A 21,769-nucleotide genomic window follows, 5' to 3' on the forward strand; every position below is an offset into this window, starting at 1 on the left:
TTGGGCATAGCTTCATCCTCACCCCACCGCACGGGACCCGAGGCTAGATCATGCTTGTCGTTGTACCGCGGCGGCAGCACTCAAAAAATACCTTGCAATTTTGCGGTTTATAGCATATTCTATATCTCTCTCAATTGGCTCTAAACGCAAAATGCACGCTGCGATGACCCGCGAACAGCGGCGTCTCGTGGAGGCGACGCGCGCCACCACGACCGACTTTGCCGCGCTTGCCCGCACCCGCGACGAGTTCGTCGGCGGCATGCAGTGGATCACTGTGAAGGGGAACGAGTACCTGACGCGCTATCGGCGCGACGCGCTGTCGGGCGATCAAAAGTCCACTTCCCTCGGACGGCGGTCCAAGGAGACTGAGGCGATCTACAAGCGCTTCATCGACGGGCGCGCCGAGTTCGAACGGCGAACCGCCGAATTACGGCCAACCATGGCCGAGCAGGCAAGGATGGCCAAGGCGCTGCGGCTGTCGCGCACTCCCTCGGAGATCGCTGACGTGGCGCGCGCGATCGGGTTTTCCGATCTCGCCGACCAGGTCAGCATCATCGGTGAGGCTGCCGTATATGGCTACGAATGCGAGCTCGCGGCCCTCCTCCCACGGGAGATGTTGCCCGACGAGAGCATGGATCTGCTGGTCGTCGGCGTCGAGGCGGACGATGTGGCCGAAGGGATCACCGCGGTCCTGCGCCGAGGGAAGGTTAGCGTGCGCCGGCGCGATGCCGCCGAATTGCGGACCGAGGAAGGCCTGCGGATCAGGCTGTTCACGCCGGCGATGCTGGACCGCGCGGCAGACTCATATTCGGATCAAAGCGCTGGCGGCGCGGAAGCGGCACGCTGGGCGCTGGACCAGCCCGCGATCCGCTCAATCTGCATCGACCGCCAGGGACGCGCCGCGCCGGTCTCGCTCCTCGAGCCGCGGGCCTACTGCATGCTGCGCTTCATGGCCCTCGACGTCGAGGAAATGTCACTGATCCGCCGCGAGGCTTCGACCGAGCTCAACACCGCCGTGGTGAAGCTCGTCCACGAGCGGTGGACTGAGCCATTCGCCGAGGATCACATCCAAACTATCGGCCCACTCCAGGGTGCGTTGGGTGAGGACGGTTTTCCTTCGGCGCCAAGGATGTAGGCGCGAAGGTCTTCAAGGATTCGATTACCACGTCGCCATCATGGCGGCGCCGCTAGTTGAGGCAACGAGGGTCCGTGTGGCGTCGCCGGCCTCAACCGGCGTCTTCACGAAGACTATCTGCGAAAGAAAGACCTGCAGGAGCTGCGCGGGCCACTCGGCGACCTCTTCTCGGCCGGCGAACCGGTAGTGCACCGGCGCAATTGCTACAAGCGCGGCCTCTTCAATGGCTCGATGGGCATAGTGCGCCGGATCGACCGGACCGAACGTCAGCTCGTGGCCGTTTTTGATGACGAGGAGCACGTGTTCGCCGCGGAGGACCTGGTCGAGATCGTCCGACGTCAGACCGAGGCGCAGATCGAGGCGACGCGCACGACGGCGCGCAATGCGAACTACATGCTGGCATCCGTGATTGTCGCAGCGCTGATGCACGCCGTCTCCACACGTCAGTCGCAACACGTCCCCTGCAAACCTCGCCCCAGCATCGACGAGCACCTGATTGGGGTGCGGTAGCACTCGGCTATCGCTGCCCTCCTTGGGCGCTTCCTCCCCAGACTCAGGCCGCTTGAGGCAACACACATGACCTTTCTAGCCAAGTGACTCGGCACCGGACCTTGGCCCCGGCTGGCGAGGGACCGCAGGTGCTCGCTCCTAAACCTAAGGATCCTCATCTTAAACGAACGTACGGCACTGACGAACCTCTGTGCAATAGTCCGCGGCTGCCATCTGTGATTGGCTGGGTTCGACAGCGTTATGCGGCTCGAGGTGAGACAGTGGAGGCCAAATGCGAGCCCAAGACAATTTTGGTACGGCGCCGGTTGTACTCCGGGCCACTCAATCAATGATCGACCGACACGATGCGTGTCGGCGCAACGCGCTTGCTGAGAACTATGAACGATGCGCCGAGAAAGCCGCGCTTGCTGATGCGGCTGAGGCATTGGCTTCCTTGCTGAGGCGACCGGCCGTTCCTGAAAACGAAGTTTCGTCGAACAAGGGCGAGTGAAGCCGCAGCGGCACGAGCAGCTACAGCACTACCACAGCGGAGAGCTCGTCCTCTGCTCCGGCCAGGGACGGAACTCGAGCTTAGGCAGTTGCATCGTACGGACAGCAGCACTTTCGATCCGTTGGTCGAGGCCTACCAGGACTACGCGTACGCGATCCAAACACCATCCTTTGGAAAGGGTTGACCTATCATGCCACGCGACTCTCGCGGTAATCGCCTTCGCATCAACAAGCAGCAGCGCGAGGAAATCTTGCGCCTCTACACCGGCGGCGAGCCTCACAGGGCACGGCAGTATGCCATGACCCTCGGGCTTCGCGAGGAATACGCTTACCGGCTTGCGAGAGACCGCGGCGCAATCCCATTCGTGAGTTTGGGGCACGCGCACCGAGAGCGAGAACGCACATCTTGATGCCGCCAGAGCACTGCCAAATACTTAAACGAGTGGGATCTCGCAATTTATAAATCAGGGGCGATCTCGGTGCGGATTGTGATGTCCGGACGCAACGCGCGGTCAAGCGGGCCGTTATCACTGCGAGGCGATAGCCTGCGACAAACCCGTCGATCGACGTGGGGCGCGGTCGAGTGGCGTCGAGGAGCTGCCGGCTAAGCAACGCACTTCGCGTGATTGCCTCCTGCATTTTGTCGACGATGGCCTTTCGGCACGCAGCATCGCTCTGGCACTCGAGCAGCCGCAGGCCGCTGCCGATCACGGAGCTCACCCTTCCCCCGCCCGCGGCGACTGCGCCTCGCGTGTCGGACCGCGGGCTGGCGCGGCACACAATCCCCGAGACTCAGTCGCTTCAGGAAGTGCTGGTGCATTCTCTCGGCGCGCGCTACCGTTCCAATCGCAGCGGAGGGAATCCAGTTGGTGGAGCCCGTGCCCTGCATCGAACCTCTCTCGACTAGTCGTTTTGCGGCTACCCGGCGAGGTGACATGTCAGCGCGGACTCCACGTGGCCCGAGGCGAGAGCGCGAACACACAGAACAGCCGCTTGTCGTCCTCCCAGGACTGCGACACGCGCCAGCCCGCTCGCTCCGCGAGCGCGCCCAATCCTTCGTGATTTCCTCGAGCTCTCTGTGTGGATGGTTTCGCCCTCTCGGAAGTGGAATTGTCAATCGGCGTTGGAGGACCCCCGATCGGCGTCCAGGGGACCCCTTTGATCGGCGAGTCTTGATGGTAGCGCTCGCGGCGTCGGAGCTGGCCGGGGTTGCGGAGACGGCGCGAGCGCGGGTTGTTTGATCGTCGTCACGGCTTTTAAAACGCCAGCTATCGTTACCGGTCTCGACGATGTCGCAGTGGTGAGTCAGACGGTTGAGCAGCGCGGCGGTCGAATCCCGCCGAGGGAAATCACCACTCGCCATAGAATCGATAGACGATCGTGATTGCCGCTTACCGCGCGGCGTGACGACGTCGCTGCCTGCGCAACCTGCCTTGTTTTATGAATGGCGGTGAGGACTGCCGCGGCACAATTCCCCCCCGCTATGGAAACTATACGTACCTGTTATTGGAAACTTTCGTCCTGTGCTGCGACCAATGACAACCGCTGCCGCAGATTTCATCGAATAACGCTTAGGGCAACCGTTTCAACCAACACGAACAGGAGACCCCTGATGTCCGACTCCTATCCGCTCCCTACTGAACCCGAGGGCATTGTCGCATCGCTGCTTGAGCGATTTCACTCCGGCGAGGGTCAGCACGATGTTGGCGTTGTACGACCCAGAGGCCGCGTTCATCGCGAATGACGGGCGAACCATCACTGATCACACCGAGATCGCCGCCCGACTCGAGCGCGATCAGACTCGGTCTGCCGCTGAAGGCCAAGGCGCGCCATGTGTTCGTTGCCGGCGATATCGCCCAGATCGTGCTGGACTGGTCAATTGATGGCAGAGGTCCCGACGGCAAGCACGTGCATCTTGGAGGCTCGGCGAGCGATATCGTGCGCCGCGGCGCAGATGGACGATGGCGCTACCTGATCGACAATAATCAAGGGACGGCAGTGCGATAGCCCGCCTGACATATGTGCGCCACGGCAGCTCTCAGCGATGGAGCCACTCTTCAGCCTGGCGTCGGCGAACACCGCCACTTGGTGAAACTACCTAGTCGGAGATTTTGGACCTGTGCGCCCGAACTCTCCGGGAGACGAGGGATGCAGGCTCGATGCAAAACGTGGCACCAGTGATCAACCAGGCTCACCGGGACGGAACGCTCCGGCTGGCATTCTTATCTGCGGTAGTCTCCTTGGTGGTCTCGTTTGCCACGGCGGCAGCTCCGATCCCCCTTTACAACATCTACCGGGCGGAGGACGGGTTCACTAACGCCGGCATCTCGATGGCCATTGTCGCCTACGCCGTCGGCACCATCTTCGCACTGTTGGTGCTGGGACGACTGTCCAATCATCTGGGCCGGCGGCTCACTGCGAGCACTAGCCTCAGCCTGCTCCTGCTGGGCTGTCTGCTGTTGCTGAATGTGCACGACATCGTCATCCTGCTGGCCGGTCGGCTCCTCGTGGGCGTCGGTACCGGGTTGGCCAGCAGCAGCCTGACCTCCTACATCGCCGATGCCGCGCCCAGCAGACCAGAATGGTTGGCGGCCGTCGCCTCCAGCCAAGGACCGATGCTCGGCCTCACTGTCGGCGCCATCACCTCCGGCGCCTTGGTCCAATTCGGCCCCTGGCCACGCGACCTGATCTACCTGGTTTGCGTCGGCATCCTATTACTGTCTGCTGCACTCATCGCCATCAGCCCGGAAACAGCAACCCCGACGCCGGGCGCTTCGCGATCGCTGTTACCCAGGGTCAGCGTACCGGCCCGGGTCAGGCATTTGCTCCCTGTCGCGGCGGCGGTGTTCTTGGCAACCTGGGCGAGCGGGAGCTTCTACCAAGCGTTCGTGCCTGCGCTTGTCGAAGATCAACTCCACACCCGCAGCCCGCTGATCCTCGGCCTGGTGCTCGCCGCCTATATGGCCCCCAGCGTTCTCGGCGCTCCCATCGGCGGCCGGTTCACATCCGCGCGCCGGTAGCGCTGCCTCGTAGAAGCGCAGGTTGTTGCCGGGAACATGTCCAGCAAAGAGACAAATGACCGAGGAGAAAATTATCATGAAGGCGATCGTTGTGACGGACCAGACTGCAGGAACGGCCGGGATGAAGCTGGTGGAGCGACCCGAGCCGCAGGCGGCGATAAACGACGTCGTCGTTCAGGTTCATGCGTCGGGATTCACCTCGGGTGAGCTGACGTGGCCCTCGACCTGGACCGATCGCCTCGACCGTGACCGGACGCCGACGATTCCCGGCCAGGAGCTGGCGGGTGTGGTCACCGCTCTCGGCTATGGCACGACCGGGCTTTTGGTGGGACAGCGGGTATTCGGTCTCTCGGACTCGTATCGCGGCGGCACCTTGGCGGAGTATGTGGCCGTGGAGGCACGCAACCTCGCCCCGCTTCCGGGCGACGTCGACTTCACGGTGGGTGCGGCCGTGGCGATGCCGGGCCTGACCGCGTGGCAGGGACTGTTCGAGCACGGCCGCCTTCAGGCGGGGCGGAGCGTCCTCGTGCACGGCGCGGCCGGCGCAGTCGGTTCGATGGTGACGCAGCTCGCACGAGAGGCCGGCGCCTACGTCATCGGCACCGGACGCGCTGCCGACCGTCAGAAGGCGCTCGACTTCGGCGCGCAAGAGTTCGTCGACCTCGAGAACGACGTTCTCGAAGACGTCGGCGGAGTCCATCTGGTTTTCGATGTCATCGGCGGCGACATCGGGAAGCGGTCCGCAGGCTTGGTTCAAGCCGGAGGAACGCTGGTAACCATCGCCGGGCCGACCGAGGCTCGGCCCGCCGACGGCATGGCGATCGACTTTGTTCTCGTGTCCGATCGCGCCCAACTGAGTGAGATCGTCCAGCGGGTGCGGGACGGACGACTGCGTACCAACATCGGCAACATCGCGACTCTCGACGATGCCGTCGCCGCTTTCAATCCGACCAAGCGGATCAGCGGGAAGACGATCATCCGAGTTCGTCCGTGAGGCAACAGCGATGGCGAGCGGTTCTCCTCTCCCACATGGATTGTCGGCGCCTTCGTCCCGGGCCCGACTGCACGCCGCGCCGGGCCCCTCGCATCCATTCCACCGTCTCCGAGCTGATCCCCACGGTCGCGCTCGGCGTCAAGGAAGCCACTCGATGAGCACGCAAGAGAAACGCAGTTATCAAATGTTTCCGGTGCTCGATGCGGCACGGGTCAAGACGGCGCTGCGCTTTGCCAGCGGGCCGGAGCGGCTGTTCGCGCCTGGCGAGATCGTCTATGACCACGGCCAGCGGGACGCCCCTTCCTGGCTCGTGTTGTCGGGCTCGGTCGACATAATCATCGGCGCTGATCCCAACGCCAGGTGGCTTGTCGGCTGCGTCGAGACCGACGACAAGGGCTTCGTCCTGACCGGCAAAGGCCCCCTAGCGCTCGAGACCACCCGGCCGGGCGTCTTCACCATCGGTGACGTGCGCTCGGGCTCGGTCAAGCGCGTCGCCGCCGGCGTCGGCGAAGGCGCGGCGGTAGTCGCACAGATCCACCAGGCGCCAGCGGCCCAGTTTCGTGAGGCCGCATGAGGAGACGGTTCGATAAGCGACAGATGCAGCCACGCCGAGGCGATCCTTACGGTGACCCCGAGTGCAAATCGCGAACAAGCGTGTGCCGCGGCCGTATCGTGTCCTACTTTTTGGCCCCACTTACGGGCCAGCTCGGCACGCATCCAGGTGGAATATTCGGCCATGTCCCGGCCCAAGCTCGGCACGCTCATCTAGGAGGAAGAAAGTGACGCTCGATCATCCAATTTTTACGCGCTGGCCGGCGCAGTACCCCGATCGGCTGCAACTCTTTTCTACCCCCACGCCCAATGGGGTGAAGGTCGGCATTATGCTTGAGGAAGCGAGCCTCGCCTACGAGCCGCACCGGATCGACATCATGGCGGACGAAAGCCACGACCCGGCCTTTCTCGCGCTCAACCCCAACGGAAAGATTCCCGCAATCTACGACCCCGATGGGCCGAGCGGCTCGCCGCTCGCGTTGTTCGAATCGGGCGCGATCCTCCTCTACCTTGCCGACAAGACTGGACAATTTATCTCGGCCGATCCGAACACCCGCTACGAAACGATCCAGTGGGTGATGTGGCAGATGGGCGGAGTCGGGCCGATGTTCGGCCAGGTCGGCTTCTTCAACAAATTCGCCGGCAAGGCCTATGAGGACAAGCGCCCGCGCGACCGCTACGCAACCGAATCAGCGCGGCTGCTCGGTGTCCTGGACGAACGGCTCGCGGGCCGCGACTGGGTGATGGGTGCTAACTACAGCATCGCCGATATTTCTCTGCTCGGCTGGGTGCGCAACCTGATTGGCTTTTACGAAGCACGCGATCTCGTCGGCTTCGACCGCTTTCTTCATGTGAAGGCGTGGCTCGCCCGCGGCCTCGCTCGGCCGGCGGTGCAGCGCGGGCTGAAAGTGACAGCGGGCTAGAAAGGGTTCGAACAATGAAGCGAGGATATCTATGATTGAAATCACTGCCGACATGGAGGCGATCATTAAGCAGGCGATACTGTCATTCGTCGCTACAGTCAACGAGGACGGAACGCCCAATCTTTCGCCGAAGGCGTCTTTGACGGTTGCGGACGGCGTGCTCTACTTCGCCGATATCGCATCGCCCCGGACGATATTGAACTTGAAACGCAATCCCGCCGTCGAAATTAACGTAGTCGACATCTTCCAGAGGCGCGGTTATCGATTCAAGGGCCGTGCGTTGATACTGCCGCCAGACGATGACGAGTCTTTGATGATCGCCGACTGGGTTCGGGCGACGAATGGCCTAGAGTATCCTGTTGATCACGTTGTCAAAATCGCAACCACTTTGATCACCCCATTGCTGTCTCCAGCCCATGTCTTTGCCGACCCTCCTCGAAGCCAGGACCAAATCAGGAGCACCTACTATCAAAAGTACGGTGTGAAACCCATCGGGGCGTAGGTGCAGGGTCCGCGAAGAACGAAGACCGACCGATACTCAGAGAAAGAAGGCTCGTGAATATCCGAACCATCATCGCCGCCACCAGCGCCGCTCTCGCCTTAAGGTGAAATCCTTCGGATCCTTCAATCTGACGTTTGCTGCAGGCGGCACAGGCAATTTCGCCGCAGCCTCCGCAAGTTCGCCGTAGCTCAGATGCTTCGAGCCTGACGCATCGAACACCGCGCCGTCCTTGGCGCGGCAAGTCGCTGGATCGACATTCCAGCGCTTTGCGGCCAATCAGCAGGTTACGACCTACTGCCCCTGCCTGACGCAGCGGTATCCAGAAGGCGCGGACAGAGGCGGAACCACCTGTATTTTGAATACCTATGATCGAGTTGACGTAAAGCGCATGATTTGGCGGCGCATGCCGACCTGAATCTGGTCAAGCTTCACTTCCAGTTCTTCAGCGAGAAGCATCAGAGCGACGTGTAACCCCCCCTGTCCCATCTCGACCATCGGCATGACCAGGGTCACGGCGCCGGTTGGATTGATCCATGGATTCTACGGACGAACGTGGATGATGCTCTTCCCCTTGCGTCGCTCGGTCCGGTTGAATGCGGCGACGGCATCGTCGAGGGTCGCGACGGTGCTGATGTTCGTTCGCAGTCGTCCGTCTCGCACCCTCTGGACGATCTCACCCAGTTGGGCACGATCGGACTCGACAACGAAGTCGATCGCCAAGCCATCGGCAGGCCGGGCCTCGGTCGGGCCGGCAATGGTCACCAACGTTCCTCCGGCTCGAACCAGGGCTGCGGATCGCTTCCCGATGTAGCCGCCGAAGACATCGAAAACCAGATCGACTGGGCCGACGTCGTCCAGGGCGTCGTTCTCGAGGTCGACGAACTCTTGCGCGCCGAAGTCGAGCACCGCCTGATGGTCGACGGCGCGTCCGGTGCCGATGACGTAGGCGCCGGCCTCGCGTGCGAGCTGGGTTACCATCGAACCGACCACGCCGGCCGCGCCGTGCGCGAGGACGCTCTGCCCTGCCTGAACGCGGCCGTGCTCGAACAGTCCCTGCCATGCGGTCAGGCCCGGCATCGGCAGGCTCGCGCCCACCGTGAAGTCGACGTCGCCCGGCAGCGGCGCCAGATTGCGCGCCTCGACTGCCACGTACTCCGCCAGAGTGCCGTCGCGAGTCCAGTCCGTGAGGCCGAACACTCGCTGCCCGACCGACAGCCCTGTCGTGCCATAGCCAACGGCGGTGACCACTCCGGCCAGCTCGTGCCCAGGGATCGACGGTGTTCGGTCACGATCGAGGCGATCGACCCAGGTCGGGGGCCACGTCAGCTCATCCCAGGTGAATCCCGCCGCATGAACCTGAACGACCACGTCGTTTATCGCTGCCTGCGGCTTGGGCCGCTCGACCAGCTCCATCCCGGCCGTTCCCGCAGCCTGGTCCGTCACAATGATCGCCTTCATGAGAATTTTCTCCTTTGGTGGAAATGTTGCAGCGCTGGAAAGCTCGTTCGACATCTAATGTCGGGGGCCATGGGTTCTTTCCGAAAGCGAAGGTAGAACAGCGCCGCGCTAGTGGTCGACGTGACCTCGCTTCCTGAACCGTTCGGTGCAGGGCAACGGCTCGACTAGCGACATATCATCGACGTCACGCCCCGCTTATCCGATCAGGAGCGGATAGCCGCCAGTGCAGATCCAGTCTGACTGTCGCGCCGGCACGCGGCAGGACTGACAGTCCGTCGTGTAGCCGGTCGAGGCGGTCTTTTGGGGATTAGCTCCGTCGAACCAGGACCAACCCCAGCCTTCGCCCCAAAGCTTGTTTCCCGAAAATCGGCCGACGTTGTCTTTAACTATGACGCACCAGCGGCGAGAGCGCCGGCACTGCTTACGTTTCCACCAGTTGTCGTTCTGAACACTTCCTTCACGAGAACGGCGCCGTCGGGAAAGTGACCGTGCTTGCGGTATGCGGCGATGGTTCCGGGCGATGCATAGACCACGTGCAGCTCCTTCGAGCCCGGACCGCCATCTTTAGCCACTGCCCAGAAGCCCAGCATCTGATAAGCGGTCTGATAGTCGGAGGGCACGCGCAGATTTCCCTTGTCGTCGACGACGGCCGCAGTCGCCGCCGTGCTGAGCGCGCATCGATTTGCCCGTAGGCCGCGACGGCGCCGATCACGGGCAATCCCGCCAGGACGACGCCCAGGGCACTGACGCTTCTCATGGCGTTGCTCCTTGTGTTGCGAACCGATGACGTTCGCTGACGATTTCAGTTGTCGCAGCGCGGGACGCAGTTTTCCAATAGCTCGCATGTATAATTTCCATAGTGGTGGGGAATACGACTGCGCCGGTCCTCACGCATCCTCGTCGATCGAGCCGTCGTCGAGATTGGGGATACCCATGTTGGACCAATAGATGTGACCTTCCTCCGCATCCACGACCATGCCGTCGGGGAGGTGGCAATCAGTGACGATGGTCTTGCGGTCTGATCCGTCTGGATTCATCGAGCGAATGCGGTCCTCGCTCAGTTCGAGAACAAACAGTCGGTTGGAGCGGCTGAGGCCAGATGCTTCTTTCGATTCGGCTGCTTCGAGCGTCGATATCTGTGTGTGAGACTGCATCAGAATGCTTTGCTCTACTTGTCGGCCTTAGCGGCCGGCTGCGCCGCTTGCGATGGGCGCGCGATTGGACGGCCGAGCAAATAGGTGTCCGAATTGTGGTTGATCCTCTCGATGCTGTCGTCCTTGAGGAACGGATCGCGGAGGCACGCGGCGTACGTGCCGGATATCGCTGCCTCGCATCGCTCCATCGAGTTGAAGCTACAGTTCCGCGCGAAACTATAACCGTCTTCACTGCAATATTCAGCGGCGCGCACTGCAGCCGATGCAAACAGTCCACCCAGTGCAATCACCGCGACCAATGTCGCAGCGGGGATGGTCATTGCTTTCAACACGGTGGTGGTCATCCGATCCTCCTTTCACCTTGGCTGCGTTGCGTACTATTTGATCCACGTGCGCAGCGAGCGCGAGTTGTTCCGACTTCATCGCAGATCGGCGTCACCGCAACTCACTCCGCCGCGGCCTCCGTCGCCTGGGTCGGCTTGCCCTCGTTCTTGCCTTCCGCGAGGTTGCGCACCACCATGTAGAAAATCGGCGTGAAGATCAGGCCGAACAGCGTCACGCCGAGCATGCCGAAGAACACGGCGACGCCGACCGCCTGGCGCATCTCGGAGCCGGAACCGGTCGACAGCACTAGCGGCAGTACACCAAGGATGAATGCGAACGACGTCATCAGGATCGGCCGCAGGCGGAGCCGGCAGGCCTCGACGACAGCCTCCAGCCGCGGCCTGCCCTCTCGTTCGATATCGCGCGCGAACTCGACGATCAGGATCGCGTTCTTGGCGGCAAGTCCCACCAGCACGACGAAACCGATCTGGGTCAGGATGTTGACGTCCTGGCCCATGATGCGCACGCCGATGGTGGCCGCGAACAGGCACATCGGCACGATCAGGATCACCGCGAACGGCAGCGTCCAGCTGCCATATTGCGCCGCCAGCACGAGATAGACGAACAGCACACAGATCGGGAACACATAAAGGCCGGCATTGCCACCCGTCACCTGTTGATAGGACAGATCGGTCCATTCGAGGGAAAAGCCGCTCGGCAATGTGTCGTTGGAGAGCTTCTTGATGGTGTTGAGCGCCGTCGTCGAGCTTACGCCCGGCGCCGGCTCACCCTGCAGTTCGGACGCCGAGTAGAGATTGTAGCGCGCGACACGATCGGGGCCCGAGATGTTCTTGAAGTCCACGACGCTACCGAGCATCACCATATTGCCGGCGGCGTTACGGGTCCGCAGTCGCGCAAGATCGGTGGTCTCCTTGCGGAATGGCAGGTCGGCCTGCGCGGTCACGTGATAGGTGCGGCCGAACAAATTGAAGTCGTTGACGTACGTCGAGCCGAAATAGGTCTGGATCGTGTCATTGATGTTGGCGATCGGCACCCCGAGCTTCTGCGCCCTGACGCGATCGATGTCGACGAACAGCTGCGGCGTGTTCGCGGAGTACGGCGAGAACACCGAGGTCAGGTTTGGCGACTTCCGCGCGGCGCCGACAAGTTCGTCGGTCGCGGCCGCCAGCAGCTCAGGGCCGCGCCCTTGCCGATCCTGGATACGGATGGTGAAGCCGCCGCCGGTGCCGATGCCTGGCACCGCAGGCGGCGGAATGACGATGATGAAGGCGCCCTGGATCACCGACAACCGCTTGCGCAGTTCGGCGGTGATCGCGGTTGCCGTCAGCCCCTTCTTCAGCCGCGCCTCCGGCTCGTCGAACACCGGGAACAATGCCGCGGCGTTGCCGGCCTGCGTGCGCGTCGCGCCGGAAAACCCTGCAAATGCCGCGACGCGAACGATGCCGGGCGTGTCCAGTGCAATCCGCTCGATTTCGCGGACCACCGCGGTGGTCCGCGCCAACGACGCGGCGCCTGGCAATTGCGCCGAGATGATGAGGTAACCGCGATCCTGCGCGGGAATGAAGCCCTGCGAGGTGGTGGCCAGCAGCCAGCCGGCGCTGCCGATCAGCGCGAGGTAGATCAAAAGCATCACCCGCGTATGCCGGATCACGAAGTCGGCGGACGCCGCATAACCGTGCGCGAGGGCGTCGAAGATGCGGTTGAACAGCACGGTGAAGCTCTCCCAGCCGCGCGCGATGATGTTCCAGCGCGCCAGCGGACCTTTCTCGTCATGCGGCACCAGGATCTGCGAGGCCAGCGCCGGCGACAGCGTCAGCGAGCAGAAGCAGGAGATCGCGGTTGCGACCGCAATGGTGACCGCGAATTGCTGGAAGAATCGTCCGGAGATGCCGCCGAGGAAGGCGGTCGGCACGAACACCGCGCACAGCACCAGCGCGATCGACACCAGTGCCCCACCGACCTCCTCCATCGTCTTGAGCGCCGCCTCGCGCCGGCTCATACCTTGATCGAGATGCCGCTCGACATTCTCGACCACCACGATGGCGTCGTCGACAACGATGCCGACGGCGAGAACCAGACCGAACAGCGTCAAATTGTTGATCGAGAATCCGAGAGCGGCCATCACCGCGAAGGTGCCGACCAGCGACACCGGAATCGCAATGATCGGGATGATCGCGGGCCGCCAGCCCTGCAGAAACACAAGCACCACAATGACGACGAGCGCCATCGCCTCATAAATCGTCTTGATCAGCTCATGGATAGACTGAGCGATAAATTCGGTGGGGTTGTAGCCGATGTTGTAGTCGAGCCCCTTCGGGAAGCTCGTCTTGAGCTGCGCCATAGTGTCGGAGATATGCTTGGCGGTCGCGATCGCGTTGGATCCGGGCCGTTGCGTCACGACCATTGCGACGGCCGTCTTACGCAAGATTAAGCTGTTGGTGGCGTAGGACAGCGCACCGAGTTCGACGCGGGCAACGTCGCGCAGCCGCACGGTACGGCCGTCGGAGCCGGCCTTCACCACAATGTCCTCAAACTGCCTGATATCCTTCAGGCGTCCGGTGAAGACGAGGTTCGGCTGGAATGCGCGATCGGCAACCGGCGGTTCCGCAATCTGTCCGCCCGCGATCTGCAAGTTCTGCGCGCGGATCGCTGCCAGCACCTCGTCCGAAGTCAGGCCGAGATTGGCGATTCGGTCGGGATCGAACCACAGCCGCATCGAGTAATCGCGCGCGCCGAACATCTGGATGTCGCCAACGCCGTCGATCCGTAGCAACTGGTCGCGAACCTGAAGCAGCGCGTAGTTGGAGATGTAGAGCTGGTCGAAAGTGTCGTCAGGCGACAACATGAACACGACCATCAGGATGTCGGGCGAGTTCTTGCGCGTGGTGACGCCGTTGCGCTGCACCTCCGCGGGCAGCCGCGGCTGCGCGATCGCGACGCGGTTCTGCACCAGCACCTGGGCCTTGTCGAGGTCGGTACCGATCTTGAAGGTGGCGGTAATGGTGAGCTGGCCGTTCGAGGTCGCTTGGCTGTAGAGATACAGCATGTCCTCAACGCCATTGATCTCCTGCTCGATCGGCGCGGCAACGGTGTCGGACACAGTCTGCGCCGAGGCGCCCGGATATTGCGTGGTGACCGTGACGGTCGGTGGCACCACTTGCGGATATTCTGAGACTGGCAGCGTCGGGTAGGCGATCGCGCCAACAATCAAGAGCACGATCGACAGCACCATCGCCAAGATGGGCTGGTCGATGGACAGCCTTCCGAGATTCATGGCGTGGCACCTGCCGGAGCCTTGTCGCCCGCCGGCGACTGCGCCACTTTTGGCGTCACCTTGGCGCCGATGCGGGCACGCTGCAGCCCGTTGACGATGACGTGATCCTCCGCCTTGAGGCCCTCGCGAATCACGCGCAGCCCTTCATCGAGTGGCCCGAGCACCACCGGCCTTGCCTCCACCGTGCTGTCGTCCTTGACCACGAACACGATCTTGCGCGACTGGTCGGCGGCAATAGCTGCGTCAGGGATCAGCAGCGCCTCGTAGGGCGCGGAGCCGATGATTCGGACGCGGCCGAACTGCCCGGGCAGGATCGAAAGATCCTTGTTCGGGATCACGGCGCGGCTGCGCAGCGTCGCCGTGGAGACGTCCAGTCGATTGTCGAGGAAGTCCATCTTCCCCTCATGCGAGGGCTTTGTCTCGCCTGTCAGCGTCACCTGTACCGGGTTCGGGGTGTCGCGCGAGCTCGGGCGCCTGCCTTCGAACCAGAGCTTGCTGTTGCGCTGATAGGTCGCCTCGTCGACGTCGAAGTAGATGTAGATCGGATCGAGCGACACGATCGAGGTGAGCCGCGTTGCACCGCCCTCGCTGCCCTGCACGAGGTTACCGGGGGTCACCAGATGCCGGCTGACGCGGCCGGTGATCGGCGCCAGCACGTGGGTGAATTCAACATTGAGCTGCGCGGCCTTCAGCGCACCGTCGGCCTGCGTCTCGGCCGCATGAGCCGCCTGCAAGGCCTGACGACGCTGATCGACGACCTGTTCGGAAACTGCGCTGGTCTGGACCAGGTTCAGCCCACGGTCAAGGTCACGCTTGGCAAGCTCTGCCTTGGCCCGCGCGTCGTCGAGTAGGCCCTGGGCCTGCAACGCGACCGCCTCGAACGGGCGCGGATCGATGACGTAGAGCAGATCGCCGGCATGGACGATCGCACCGTCCTTGAACTCGACGCTGTTGACGAAGCCGCCGACGCGGGCACGGACCTGGACCTCCTCGATCGCCTCGAAGCGGCCGGTGAACTCGTCCCAGTCGGTGACCGTACGCTTGACTGGTTGCGCGACTGTCACCGGCGGCGGAGGAGGCGCGGCCACCCGCGATTGCGCCTTCTCGTCGCAGCCACCGAGCAGCAGCGCCAACAGCATACCGATCGGTACGCCGCCGCATCGTGCAAGGCGACGAAACGAACCGCGATCGAGCCGCGTCGCCAGAGCCGAATGCTCCGTTCTGTCAGTCGTACTCACTTCCATCTCTCCAGGGACCTAGACGATCGATTCCATGAAACCTGCGTTCGTGGAGCAGGCAGAATTGGTGGAACGGACGGGTTGTTGGCGGATTCCTCATTTGCGGTTGACGAAACGAGGAGCTGTATCGTGGCAGGATGGCGGCGCGCGGTCGAATTGGCCCCGAGTGATGAAGAAATTGCGACCTTGACGACGCTTTCGCGGTCGAGACTCGGGTTGGCGAGCCGGGTGTCGCGGGCGCAGATGCTGCTGGCGTATCGGGAAAACCCTTCGTTCTGCGCGGTGGGCCGAATGCGGCGTCGCGTGTCGGTCGCGGCACCGAATGTCTACGACGATGACTTGGAGAATGACCTTGGAACGCCGGCGAGAGAAATCACCTTTCGCCATAGAGTCGATAAACGATCGTTATTGCCGCTAGCCGCGCCACGTGATGCCGTAGCGAGAAATGCCACTAGCCGCATCTGCAGAGACTTCCAAACCCGTTCAGTCGCCGTATCGGCAATTAATCTCGTCGCGGCCTGCGCGTAACGCGGGCTATCCGCTCCTACACTGATAAGCGGGCATGACGTCGATGGTGTGTCACTGGTGTCGCTCGACGGTGGTACGGTTGACCTGTGGCCTGCCTGATTTTCCAGGTGCGTTGCGGAGAGGCGAACCGCTCTTCGCCGGCTGGAGACCAGAGCAGCGGCCGTCTCTAGGTACGCCGTCGACACCTCATCGCGGCTGTGAACGCGTCGGAATGAAAACCATAACAGTCAGATATTTCCCCAGTGAAAGCCGCCGGCGTAGCATCGTTCAAGAAGCGCCGGGAGTTTCAGATGAGATTGGAAGTAGCTGGTGTCGTGTGGGCGGTTTCGCGACTCGTTAACAAGGGATACGACCGTAAGTATCGTATCAAGGATGATTATCATTTCGACCTGGCGCTCAATACCCGCTTGACCCGAGGCACGTCCACGTCGACACCGCCCTCCGTTTGGAGAGCGGACCTGGTTATCCCATTTCGGATAAGAACACACACAACAAGGGATTGCTGATCGACGCATTCGACATTTTCGTTGAGATCTGCGTCCGCGAGTTAGCCGAGCGGCTGGTGGAGACGCGTTGCGCGGCTTCAAGCTGCCTACCAATGAGCTCGCCCGCCGCCAATCGCGCGACCTAAACTGAGGGACTACGTCGTGAGCAGCGCTTCCCTGATCTTGACCGACTGGTATCGCGCCAAGTTTCGCGTCGCCCATCGTCGGCCGGTTCCTGCAAGGCTTGGGCGAAGCCGTGATCCTGCCCAACGGCCTTTCGGTGCTCGGGCGGGCCTTTCCCGCCGACAAGAAAGCACGTGCGGTTGAACCTATGTGGGGTGCCCGGGAATGAAGCGGATGACGTATGGTACGATCCGGGCGATCTTCCCAAGCCTTTCCTGACCTCGCCAGCCAGACACCGAAGCATCGCCGCCTCGCACGCCTGAATTTCACTCCGCTCTCGGACTGGCAGACGCTCAACGCCACACTAACCCGCTGCTATGGCACCGCGAGTGGAATGGAAACAATAACGACTGGGCATTTCTAATGGTTGGCGTATAGGCATAGCCTTTCCCTGCCTCTAACCGGGCTAACCCGTCGCGGTTGTACGGACTGCTTGCCAGCATTGGGCGGCATGATCGCCGTCTTTGGTGGCTGCAGTCTCCGCGTCGCAAGGACCCGCTCGAGCAACCAAGCACGTGGGAGTCACCGATGTCGTTCCGCTTCATCAGTAAGTCTATCCACGCCTACCTAATCGATTATCCCGTCGCGATCGTCTTGATCGCAGCGCCATTCGGGCTGAAGCTCGGCCAGAGCGGACCGGTCGCAATATGGCTTTCGGTTGTTGTCGGCGTCGCGGCGCTACTCTTGGCCGCCCTGACCGACCATCCCACCGGGCTCGTCCGCATCATTCCCTACTGGCTGCACCTTTGGGTCGACCGCGCCGTCGGCGTGGTGTTTGTCATCGCCCCATTTACCTTCAAATTCGTCGGGCTCGACGCCCAGTACTACTGGGTCCTCGCTGCCGCTGTCCTGCTCACGACGTCGGTCTTTAACGCAACTGAGGAGCCAATCGCGGGTTCGATGTTGAACAAGCGCGCGACGAATTGAAGGCAGCGAGGGCGTCGAGAGGGCTGCTTGAGGTTGAATTGATGTGGCGAGGAGTGAGCCGCGAACGGAGTTCTCGATCCCGGCGATGAACTGAACCACTTTGAGCTCCCGCTTGGTGCCGGCGGACTGGCTGATGGCCGGTGAATGGCACCAACGCCACGGGCGTTTCCTCCCTTGACTACCCGGGGCTCAAAGCGAGCTCCGGGCTTTTTCGCGCGAACGGTCCGATCGGAAGGTGGAAAGCGAACCCTCGCAGAGAAGCTTGGTCATTTCAGTCACCTCGGCGATTTCCTGAAAGCAGTCGATCCGCTGAGCGGCGGCCTCCCATACGTGACGGCACGCCAATGGAGTCGATAGCCGGACGTTATGGCGGCGTCTGATACAGGCCCCCCTGTTCCGATCGTGGGGCGCTCGGTGGCTCTTTCACGATCTAGGCCCGGTACGGAGCCAAGTTTGGAAACGTGGGCGACAAGTAGAACCAATGCACAATTACGATAAGATGTTTCACCATTTCCGGTTTTCGAGGCCCAATGCCTGAAGTCGACTGGCTAAGCCATCTCCTACAAATCGTCACCGTAACCGGTCAGCTCGAGGTCCGCTGCGCCTATGGTGCGCCGTGGCGCCTTACCTGGAGCCAGGCTGCGGCGAACGAAATTCCTTACCACGTCATAGTCAAAGGCCGCGCCATTATCGAGGATCCGGAGACGCGAGCAGCACGAGAGCTGGTGAGCGGAGATATTGTGCTGCTGCCTCACGGTGCGGCGCATGTGCTGCATGACGGTAGTGGGCAAACACCTATCCGTACCCGGCAACACCGGGGGGCGGCCGGATGGATGCTGAGCGAGAACGATGGCGAGGGCGAAAAACTAGACCTGATGTGTGGGCGATTTTTCATCGCGCCACCCCATGACCGGCTGATCCGCAACTACATGCCCGCGGATCTGGTGGCGCGGGCCATGAACGGCCATGGAGAAGACGGAATCGGCTCCGCCTCCAGCCAACTGGCCAGCCTGGTGAGGCTGATGCGAATGGAGTCCGATGGTGACAGAGCGGGAGGACGTGCCATTCTCAACGCGCTTTCTTCGGCCCTGTTCACGCTGGTATTGCGCGCGGCAAGCGAAGCGGAGAGAGCACCTGAAGGCTTGTTGGCCCTGGCCGGCCATCCGCGGCTGGCTCCGGCAATTGCGGCACTGTTCGCCGATCCAACACGGTCTTGGAAACTGCCTGATTTGGCGGACTTGTGCGGCATGTCGCGCGCTACGTTCATGAGGCACTTTCAAGACAGGCTAGGTTGCTCCGCCCTCGATCTGTTGACCGATCTGCGCATGAGTCTGGCAGCCAACGAGTTGAAAAAGCCAGCGATCAGCACTGAGGCCGTGGCTGAGACGGTCGGGTATCAATCCGTTTCGGCATTTCGACGTGTGTTTGCGGAGAGGATGGGGATGACACCGGGGGAATGGCGCCGACTGGCGCACAAGGGCGAATAGACGCGCGGCCTGGGCCTCATGTGCTTCAGCTTGATCCTTTCGAGCATCATATTGAGCTAATCTAGTCTCGAATATTGCACTGCTAGCCGTAACTTGGGCTCCGTAACCACTTGATGAGGGAGCCACCCGATGAACTGCATCAGTATCGCCGCCGACAAACTGGCAACCGGCGCAATAGCCGATACCCACGCGCAGACCGAGACGAGCGGAATCGCTCTCGCGCCCCAGCCTTCCCATTTGCCCACGATGACGGCGCTCACGAACGCCGTCATCGAAACCATTCTGAGCCGCAGTGCTGCCAAGTATTACGACCCTGCCGCCACCCTGAGCGACGATCAGATCCGCGACCTGGTGCGGATCGGTACTTCCGCGCCGACATCCTTCCACCTGCAGAACTGGCGGTTCATCGCCGTCCGTACGCCTGAGGCCAAGGCTCGGTTGCGTCCGATCGCCTGGAATCAGCCCGCAATCACCGACGCCGCCGTTACCTTCATCATCATCGGCCGGTTAGCGGATGCCAGCACCGTCCCTGAGCGTCTGGCGCCGGTGGTGGAAGCCGGCATCATGCCGGCGCACCTGGTGCCGGAATGGGAAGTGCCCGCTCGCGGCCTGTATGACGATCAACCCCAGCGGCAGCGCGACGAGGCGGTACGCTCCGCCACCTTTGGCACCGCGGCGATTATCTATACGGCTCGCTCACTCGGCTTGGGTTCAACGCCGATGATCGGTTTCGACGCCGAAGCCGTGCACCGCGAGTTCGGCCTGGCCGACGATGAAATCCCGGTGATGCTGCTGACCGTAGGGCCGGAGCGAGCTGGCAACTGGCCGCAGAAGCCGCGCATGCCGGTGGCCGACGTGCTGGATTTTGCATAATTCCAAATCAAATCACAAACTTATGGAGTGTAAGATGCCAAGAATTGCCGCTCTGAAGCCGGAACAGGTGCCGGCTGCTTCGCAACCGACCCTCGATACGTTCACCAAGAACATCGGGTTTGCCCCAAATATGATGGCGACCTTCGCGGCGAGCCCGATCGCGTTCAACGCATGGGCCACCCTGCTCGGCTCCTTGAGCAAGGCGCTCGACGTGAAAACGCGTGACAGCATCGGCCTCGCTGTTTCCGAAGTGAACGGCTGCGACTACTGCCTGACCGTTCACAGCTTTACGGCTGAGCATATGGCCAAGTTGCCGGCGGACGACATCATTCTCGCTCGCAAGGGCCATGCCAGCGATCCGAAACGCGACGCGGCCGTCCAGTTTGCACGCAAAGTCATCGAGACTCGCGGCAAGGTCGGCGACGCCGATGTGAAAGCCGTCCGCGATGTCGGCTACACGGATGCAAACGTCATCGAGATCGTAGCGCTGGTCGCCATGTACTCCCTGACGAACTTCTTCAACAACGTGTTCGATCCCGAGAAGGACTTTCCCGCCGTAACGCCGGCCGGCTCGATCTGAGCTTGTCCCGTCGCAACCTCTCGAAGTCATTGGGATCGATCACATGCACATTCTCCATATTGATGGCAGTCCGCGTCGAGAATCGCATAGCCGTGAGCTTTCGGCCGCGATCGTCGAAAAGCTTCTCGAGGTTGCGCCCGGGGCGAGCATCAGCCGGCGTGATTTAGGGACTGAACCCTTGCCCCACACCGTGGCTGACTATGCCACCGCGTTGACGTCGCTCGCCACGTTAGCCGCCCCTCCGAAGGGTTCTCTGGATGTTTCCGAAGCGCTTATCCAGGAGGTCGAAGCGGCCGATGTGATTGTCATCGGAACGCCCATGCACAACTACACTATTCCCTCGGTCCTCAAAGCGTGGATCGACCAAATCTTGCGCGTTGGGCGCACGATGAAGTCGACGCCGACAGGGAAGGTGCGAATGCTGCGGGACCGTCCGGTATTCATCGGTGTCGCCTCCGGCGGCATCTTTACTGGCGACCGAGCCCACCAACCGGACTTTCTCACTCCCTACCTGACGTTGGCGTTGAACTCCATTGGACTAAAAACCCTGCAATTCCTTCCCATTCAAGCCATTGCCTTCCTCGATTATGACCAGGCTGCATTAGCGAGGGAGAAGGCTTTGGTGGCGATCGATCTGATGGGGAAGCTTCGCGGCATCGATGGTCGCCCTGCAGTGCTCTCAGGCACCGGCAAACTGTATCGCGAGGCGCACCGCCTGCTTCGGGGAGCGTCGCACCGGGAGCTCCTTAAGGGCGCGCCGCGAGCTCTTGGCGCGCCCTCACTATGATCCTCCGGCCTCCGCCGGACTATGACCATGAGGTCTTCTGATGATTTCACCTTCAGGTACGAGAGTAACAGCCGCTGATGGCGAGACGCTGCCCCAAATCGGCGACAGGATGGCCGACAAATCGGCACCACCCGACGACGGCGCCGTCCGCGAATGGATCGGGCCAGAGGCGTTCGGGCGTTGGGCCAAGCTGCGGAACTGGATCGACGAATACTACCTAGAGCGTGCTGTGTTTATACGGAAACATAGCCTGAGTTTTTGAGATAGTTGGCGCACTCTTCCTTGGAGAAGACGTCGAGGAGTTCACCGACCTTGCGCCAAGTTG

At 62.0% G+C, this 21,769-nt stretch carries 22 protein-coding genes and 1 pseudogene; 13 read left to right on the top strand and 10 right to left on the bottom strand.

What is annotated here, in order from left to right:
* Positions 1-163: 163 nt before the first annotated feature.
* On the top strand, positions 164-1,135 hold the full coding sequence (locus AC630_RS33525; RefSeq protein ID WP_167561330.1) for a GSU2403 family nucleotidyltransferase fold protein: 972 nt from the start codon (positions 164-166) through the stop codon (positions 1,133-1,135).
* Between the two features lie 24 nt (positions 1,136-1,159).
* On the opposite strand, the gene AC630_RS48475 is transcribed toward AC630_RS33525, so the two are convergent.
* Positions 1,160-1,435, bottom strand: coding sequence for a hypothetical protein (locus AC630_RS48475; RefSeq protein ID WP_245330594.1), 276 nt, complete (start codon positions 1,433-1,435; stop codon positions 1,160-1,162).
* Here AC630_RS48475 and AC630_RS47380 point away from each other — a divergent pair, their 5' ends adjacent.
* Complete coding sequence (locus AC630_RS47380) at positions 1,436-1,645, top strand: hypothetical protein (protein WP_245330595.1); 210 nt, start codon at positions 1,436-1,438, stop codon at positions 1,643-1,645.
* 1,602 nt (positions 1,646-3,247) lie between these two features.
* On the opposite strand, the pseudogene AC630_RS48480 reads toward AC630_RS47380, so the two are convergent.
* Positions 3,248-3,464, bottom strand: a pseudogene (locus tag AC630_RS48480) (ATP-binding protein); the annotation flags it as partial.
* 503 nt (positions 3,465-3,967) lie between these two features.
* Between AC630_RS48480 and AC630_RS33540 the strand changes: the two are divergent.
* The 6 genes from AC630_RS33540 to AC630_RS33565 all read left to right on the top strand — a co-directional run bounded on the left by AC630_RS33540 (position 3,968) and on the right by AC630_RS33565 (position 8,125).
* A complete protein-coding gene (locus tag AC630_RS33540) occupies positions 3,968-4,141 on the top strand; it encodes a Cif family virulence factor (protein WP_167561331.1) in 174 nt (57 codons plus the stop codon).
* A gap of 152 nt (positions 4,142-4,293) precedes the next feature.
* A complete protein-coding gene (locus tag AC630_RS33545; protein WP_245330596.1) occupies positions 4,294-5,154 on the top strand; it encodes an MFS transporter in 861 nt (286 codons plus the stop codon).
* 76 nt (positions 5,155-5,230) lie between these two features.
* Positions 5,231-6,148: an NADP-dependent oxidoreductase gene (locus AC630_RS33550; RefSeq protein WP_074122727.1), complete on the top strand. Its 918-nt coding sequence runs from the start codon at positions 5,231-5,233 to the stop codon at positions 6,146-6,148.
* Positions 6,149-6,302: 154 nt separating this feature from the next.
* Positions 6,303-6,722, top strand: a complete 420-nt coding sequence (locus tag AC630_RS48485; RefSeq protein WP_208867075.1) for an NAD(P)/FAD-dependent oxidoreductase — start codon at positions 6,303-6,305, stop codon at positions 6,720-6,722.
* Positions 6,723-6,927: 205 nt separating this feature from the next.
* Positions 6,928-7,623 carry a glutathione S-transferase N-terminal domain-containing protein gene (locus tag AC630_RS33560; protein ID WP_074122718.1) on the top strand — a complete coding sequence of 232 codons (696 nt, stop codon included), beginning with the start codon at positions 6,928-6,930 and terminating at the stop codon, positions 7,621-7,623.
* A 31-nt stretch (positions 7,624-7,654) separates the two neighbouring features.
* Positions 7,655-8,125 (top strand): pyridoxamine 5'-phosphate oxidase family protein, encoded by a 471-nt coding sequence (locus AC630_RS33565; protein WP_074122719.1) that lies wholly within the window; start codon positions 7,655-7,657, stop codon positions 8,123-8,125.
* A gap of 363 nt (positions 8,126-8,488) precedes the next feature.
* Here AC630_RS33565 and AC630_RS47395 read toward each other — a convergent pair whose 3' ends face one another.
* From AC630_RS47395 to AC630_RS33600, 8 genes are all read right to left on the bottom strand, one after another.
* Positions 8,489-8,656 (bottom strand): molybdopterin cofactor-binding domain-containing protein, encoded by a 168-nt coding sequence (locus tag AC630_RS47395; protein ID WP_283808472.1) that lies wholly within the window; start codon positions 8,654-8,656, stop codon positions 8,489-8,491.
* Positions 8,657-8,665: 9 nt separating this feature from the next.
* A complete protein-coding gene (locus tag AC630_RS33575; RefSeq protein WP_074122720.1) occupies positions 8,666-9,583 on the bottom strand; it encodes an NADP-dependent oxidoreductase in 918 nt (305 codons plus the stop codon).
* Between the two features lie 195 nt (positions 9,584-9,778).
* Positions 9,779-10,084 carry a cytochrome P460 family protein gene (locus AC630_RS48125; protein WP_349539722.1) on the bottom strand — a complete coding sequence of 102 codons (306 nt, stop codon included), beginning with the start codon at positions 10,082-10,084 and terminating at the stop codon, positions 9,779-9,781.
* Positions 9,970-10,428, bottom strand: coding sequence for a cytochrome P460 family protein (locus tag AC630_RS33580; RefSeq protein WP_245330597.1), 459 nt, complete (start codon positions 10,426-10,428; stop codon positions 9,970-9,972). Before AC630_RS33580 ends, AC630_RS48125 begins: the two co-directional genes overlap by 115 nt.
* Before the next feature lie 42 nt (positions 10,429-10,470).
* Positions 10,471-10,737, bottom strand: coding sequence for an SMP-30/gluconolactonase/LRE family protein (locus AC630_RS33585; protein ID WP_208867076.1), 267 nt, complete (start codon positions 10,735-10,737; stop codon positions 10,471-10,473).
* A 14-nt stretch (positions 10,738-10,751) separates the two neighbouring features.
* A complete protein-coding gene (locus AC630_RS33590; RefSeq protein ID WP_074122721.1) occupies positions 10,752-11,081 on the bottom strand; it encodes a DUF3551 domain-containing protein in 330 nt (109 codons plus the stop codon).
* A 101-nt stretch (positions 11,082-11,182) separates the two neighbouring features.
* A complete protein-coding gene (locus tag AC630_RS33595) occupies positions 11,183-14,356 on the bottom strand; it encodes an efflux RND transporter permease subunit (RefSeq protein WP_074122722.1) in 3,174 nt (1,057 codons plus the stop codon).
* Positions 14,353-15,501: an efflux RND transporter periplasmic adaptor subunit gene (locus AC630_RS33600; RefSeq protein ID WP_245330599.1), complete on the bottom strand. Its 1,149-nt coding sequence runs from the start codon at positions 15,499-15,501 to the stop codon at positions 14,353-14,355. Before AC630_RS33600 ends, AC630_RS33595 begins: the two co-directional genes overlap by 4 nt.
* Before the next feature lie 1,817 nt (positions 15,502-17,318).
* On the opposite strand from AC630_RS33600, the gene AC630_RS33605 reads away from it, so the two are divergent.
* The 5 genes from AC630_RS33605 to AC630_RS33625 all read left to right on the top strand — a co-directional run bounded on the left by AC630_RS33605 (position 17,319) and on the right by AC630_RS33625 (position 21,444).
* The gene (locus AC630_RS33605) at positions 17,319-17,717 is read left to right on the top strand and encodes an SPW repeat domain-containing protein (RefSeq protein WP_074122723.1); all 399 of its coding nucleotides are present in this window, start codon (positions 17,319-17,321) and stop codon (positions 17,715-17,717) included.
* A gap of 530 nt (positions 17,718-18,247) precedes the next feature.
* Positions 18,248-19,204, top strand: a complete 957-nt coding sequence (locus AC630_RS33610) for an AraC family transcriptional regulator (protein ID WP_074122724.1) — start codon at positions 18,248-18,250, stop codon at positions 19,202-19,204.
* A 246-nt stretch (positions 19,205-19,450) separates the two neighbouring features.
* Entirely contained in the window at positions 19,451-20,077 is a 627-nt protein-coding gene (locus tag AC630_RS33615; RefSeq protein ID WP_074122729.1) for a nitroreductase family protein, read from the top strand.
* Positions 20,078-20,111: 34 nt separating this feature from the next.
* Positions 20,112-20,657 carry a carboxymuconolactone decarboxylase family protein gene (locus AC630_RS33620; protein ID WP_074122730.1) on the top strand — a complete coding sequence of 182 codons (546 nt, stop codon included), beginning with the start codon at positions 20,112-20,114 and terminating at the stop codon, positions 20,655-20,657.
* A gap of 43 nt (positions 20,658-20,700) precedes the next feature.
* Positions 20,701-21,444 (top strand): FMN-dependent NADH-azoreductase, encoded by a 744-nt coding sequence (locus AC630_RS33625; RefSeq protein WP_074122725.1) that lies wholly within the window; start codon positions 20,701-20,703, stop codon positions 21,442-21,444.
* Positions 21,445-21,769 lie beyond the last annotated feature (325 nt).

It is taken from the genome of Bradyrhizobium sp. AS23.2, from assembly GCF_001908185.1.
Classification (GTDB): domain Bacteria; phylum Pseudomonadota; class Alphaproteobacteria; order Rhizobiales; family Xanthobacteraceae; genus Bradyrhizobium.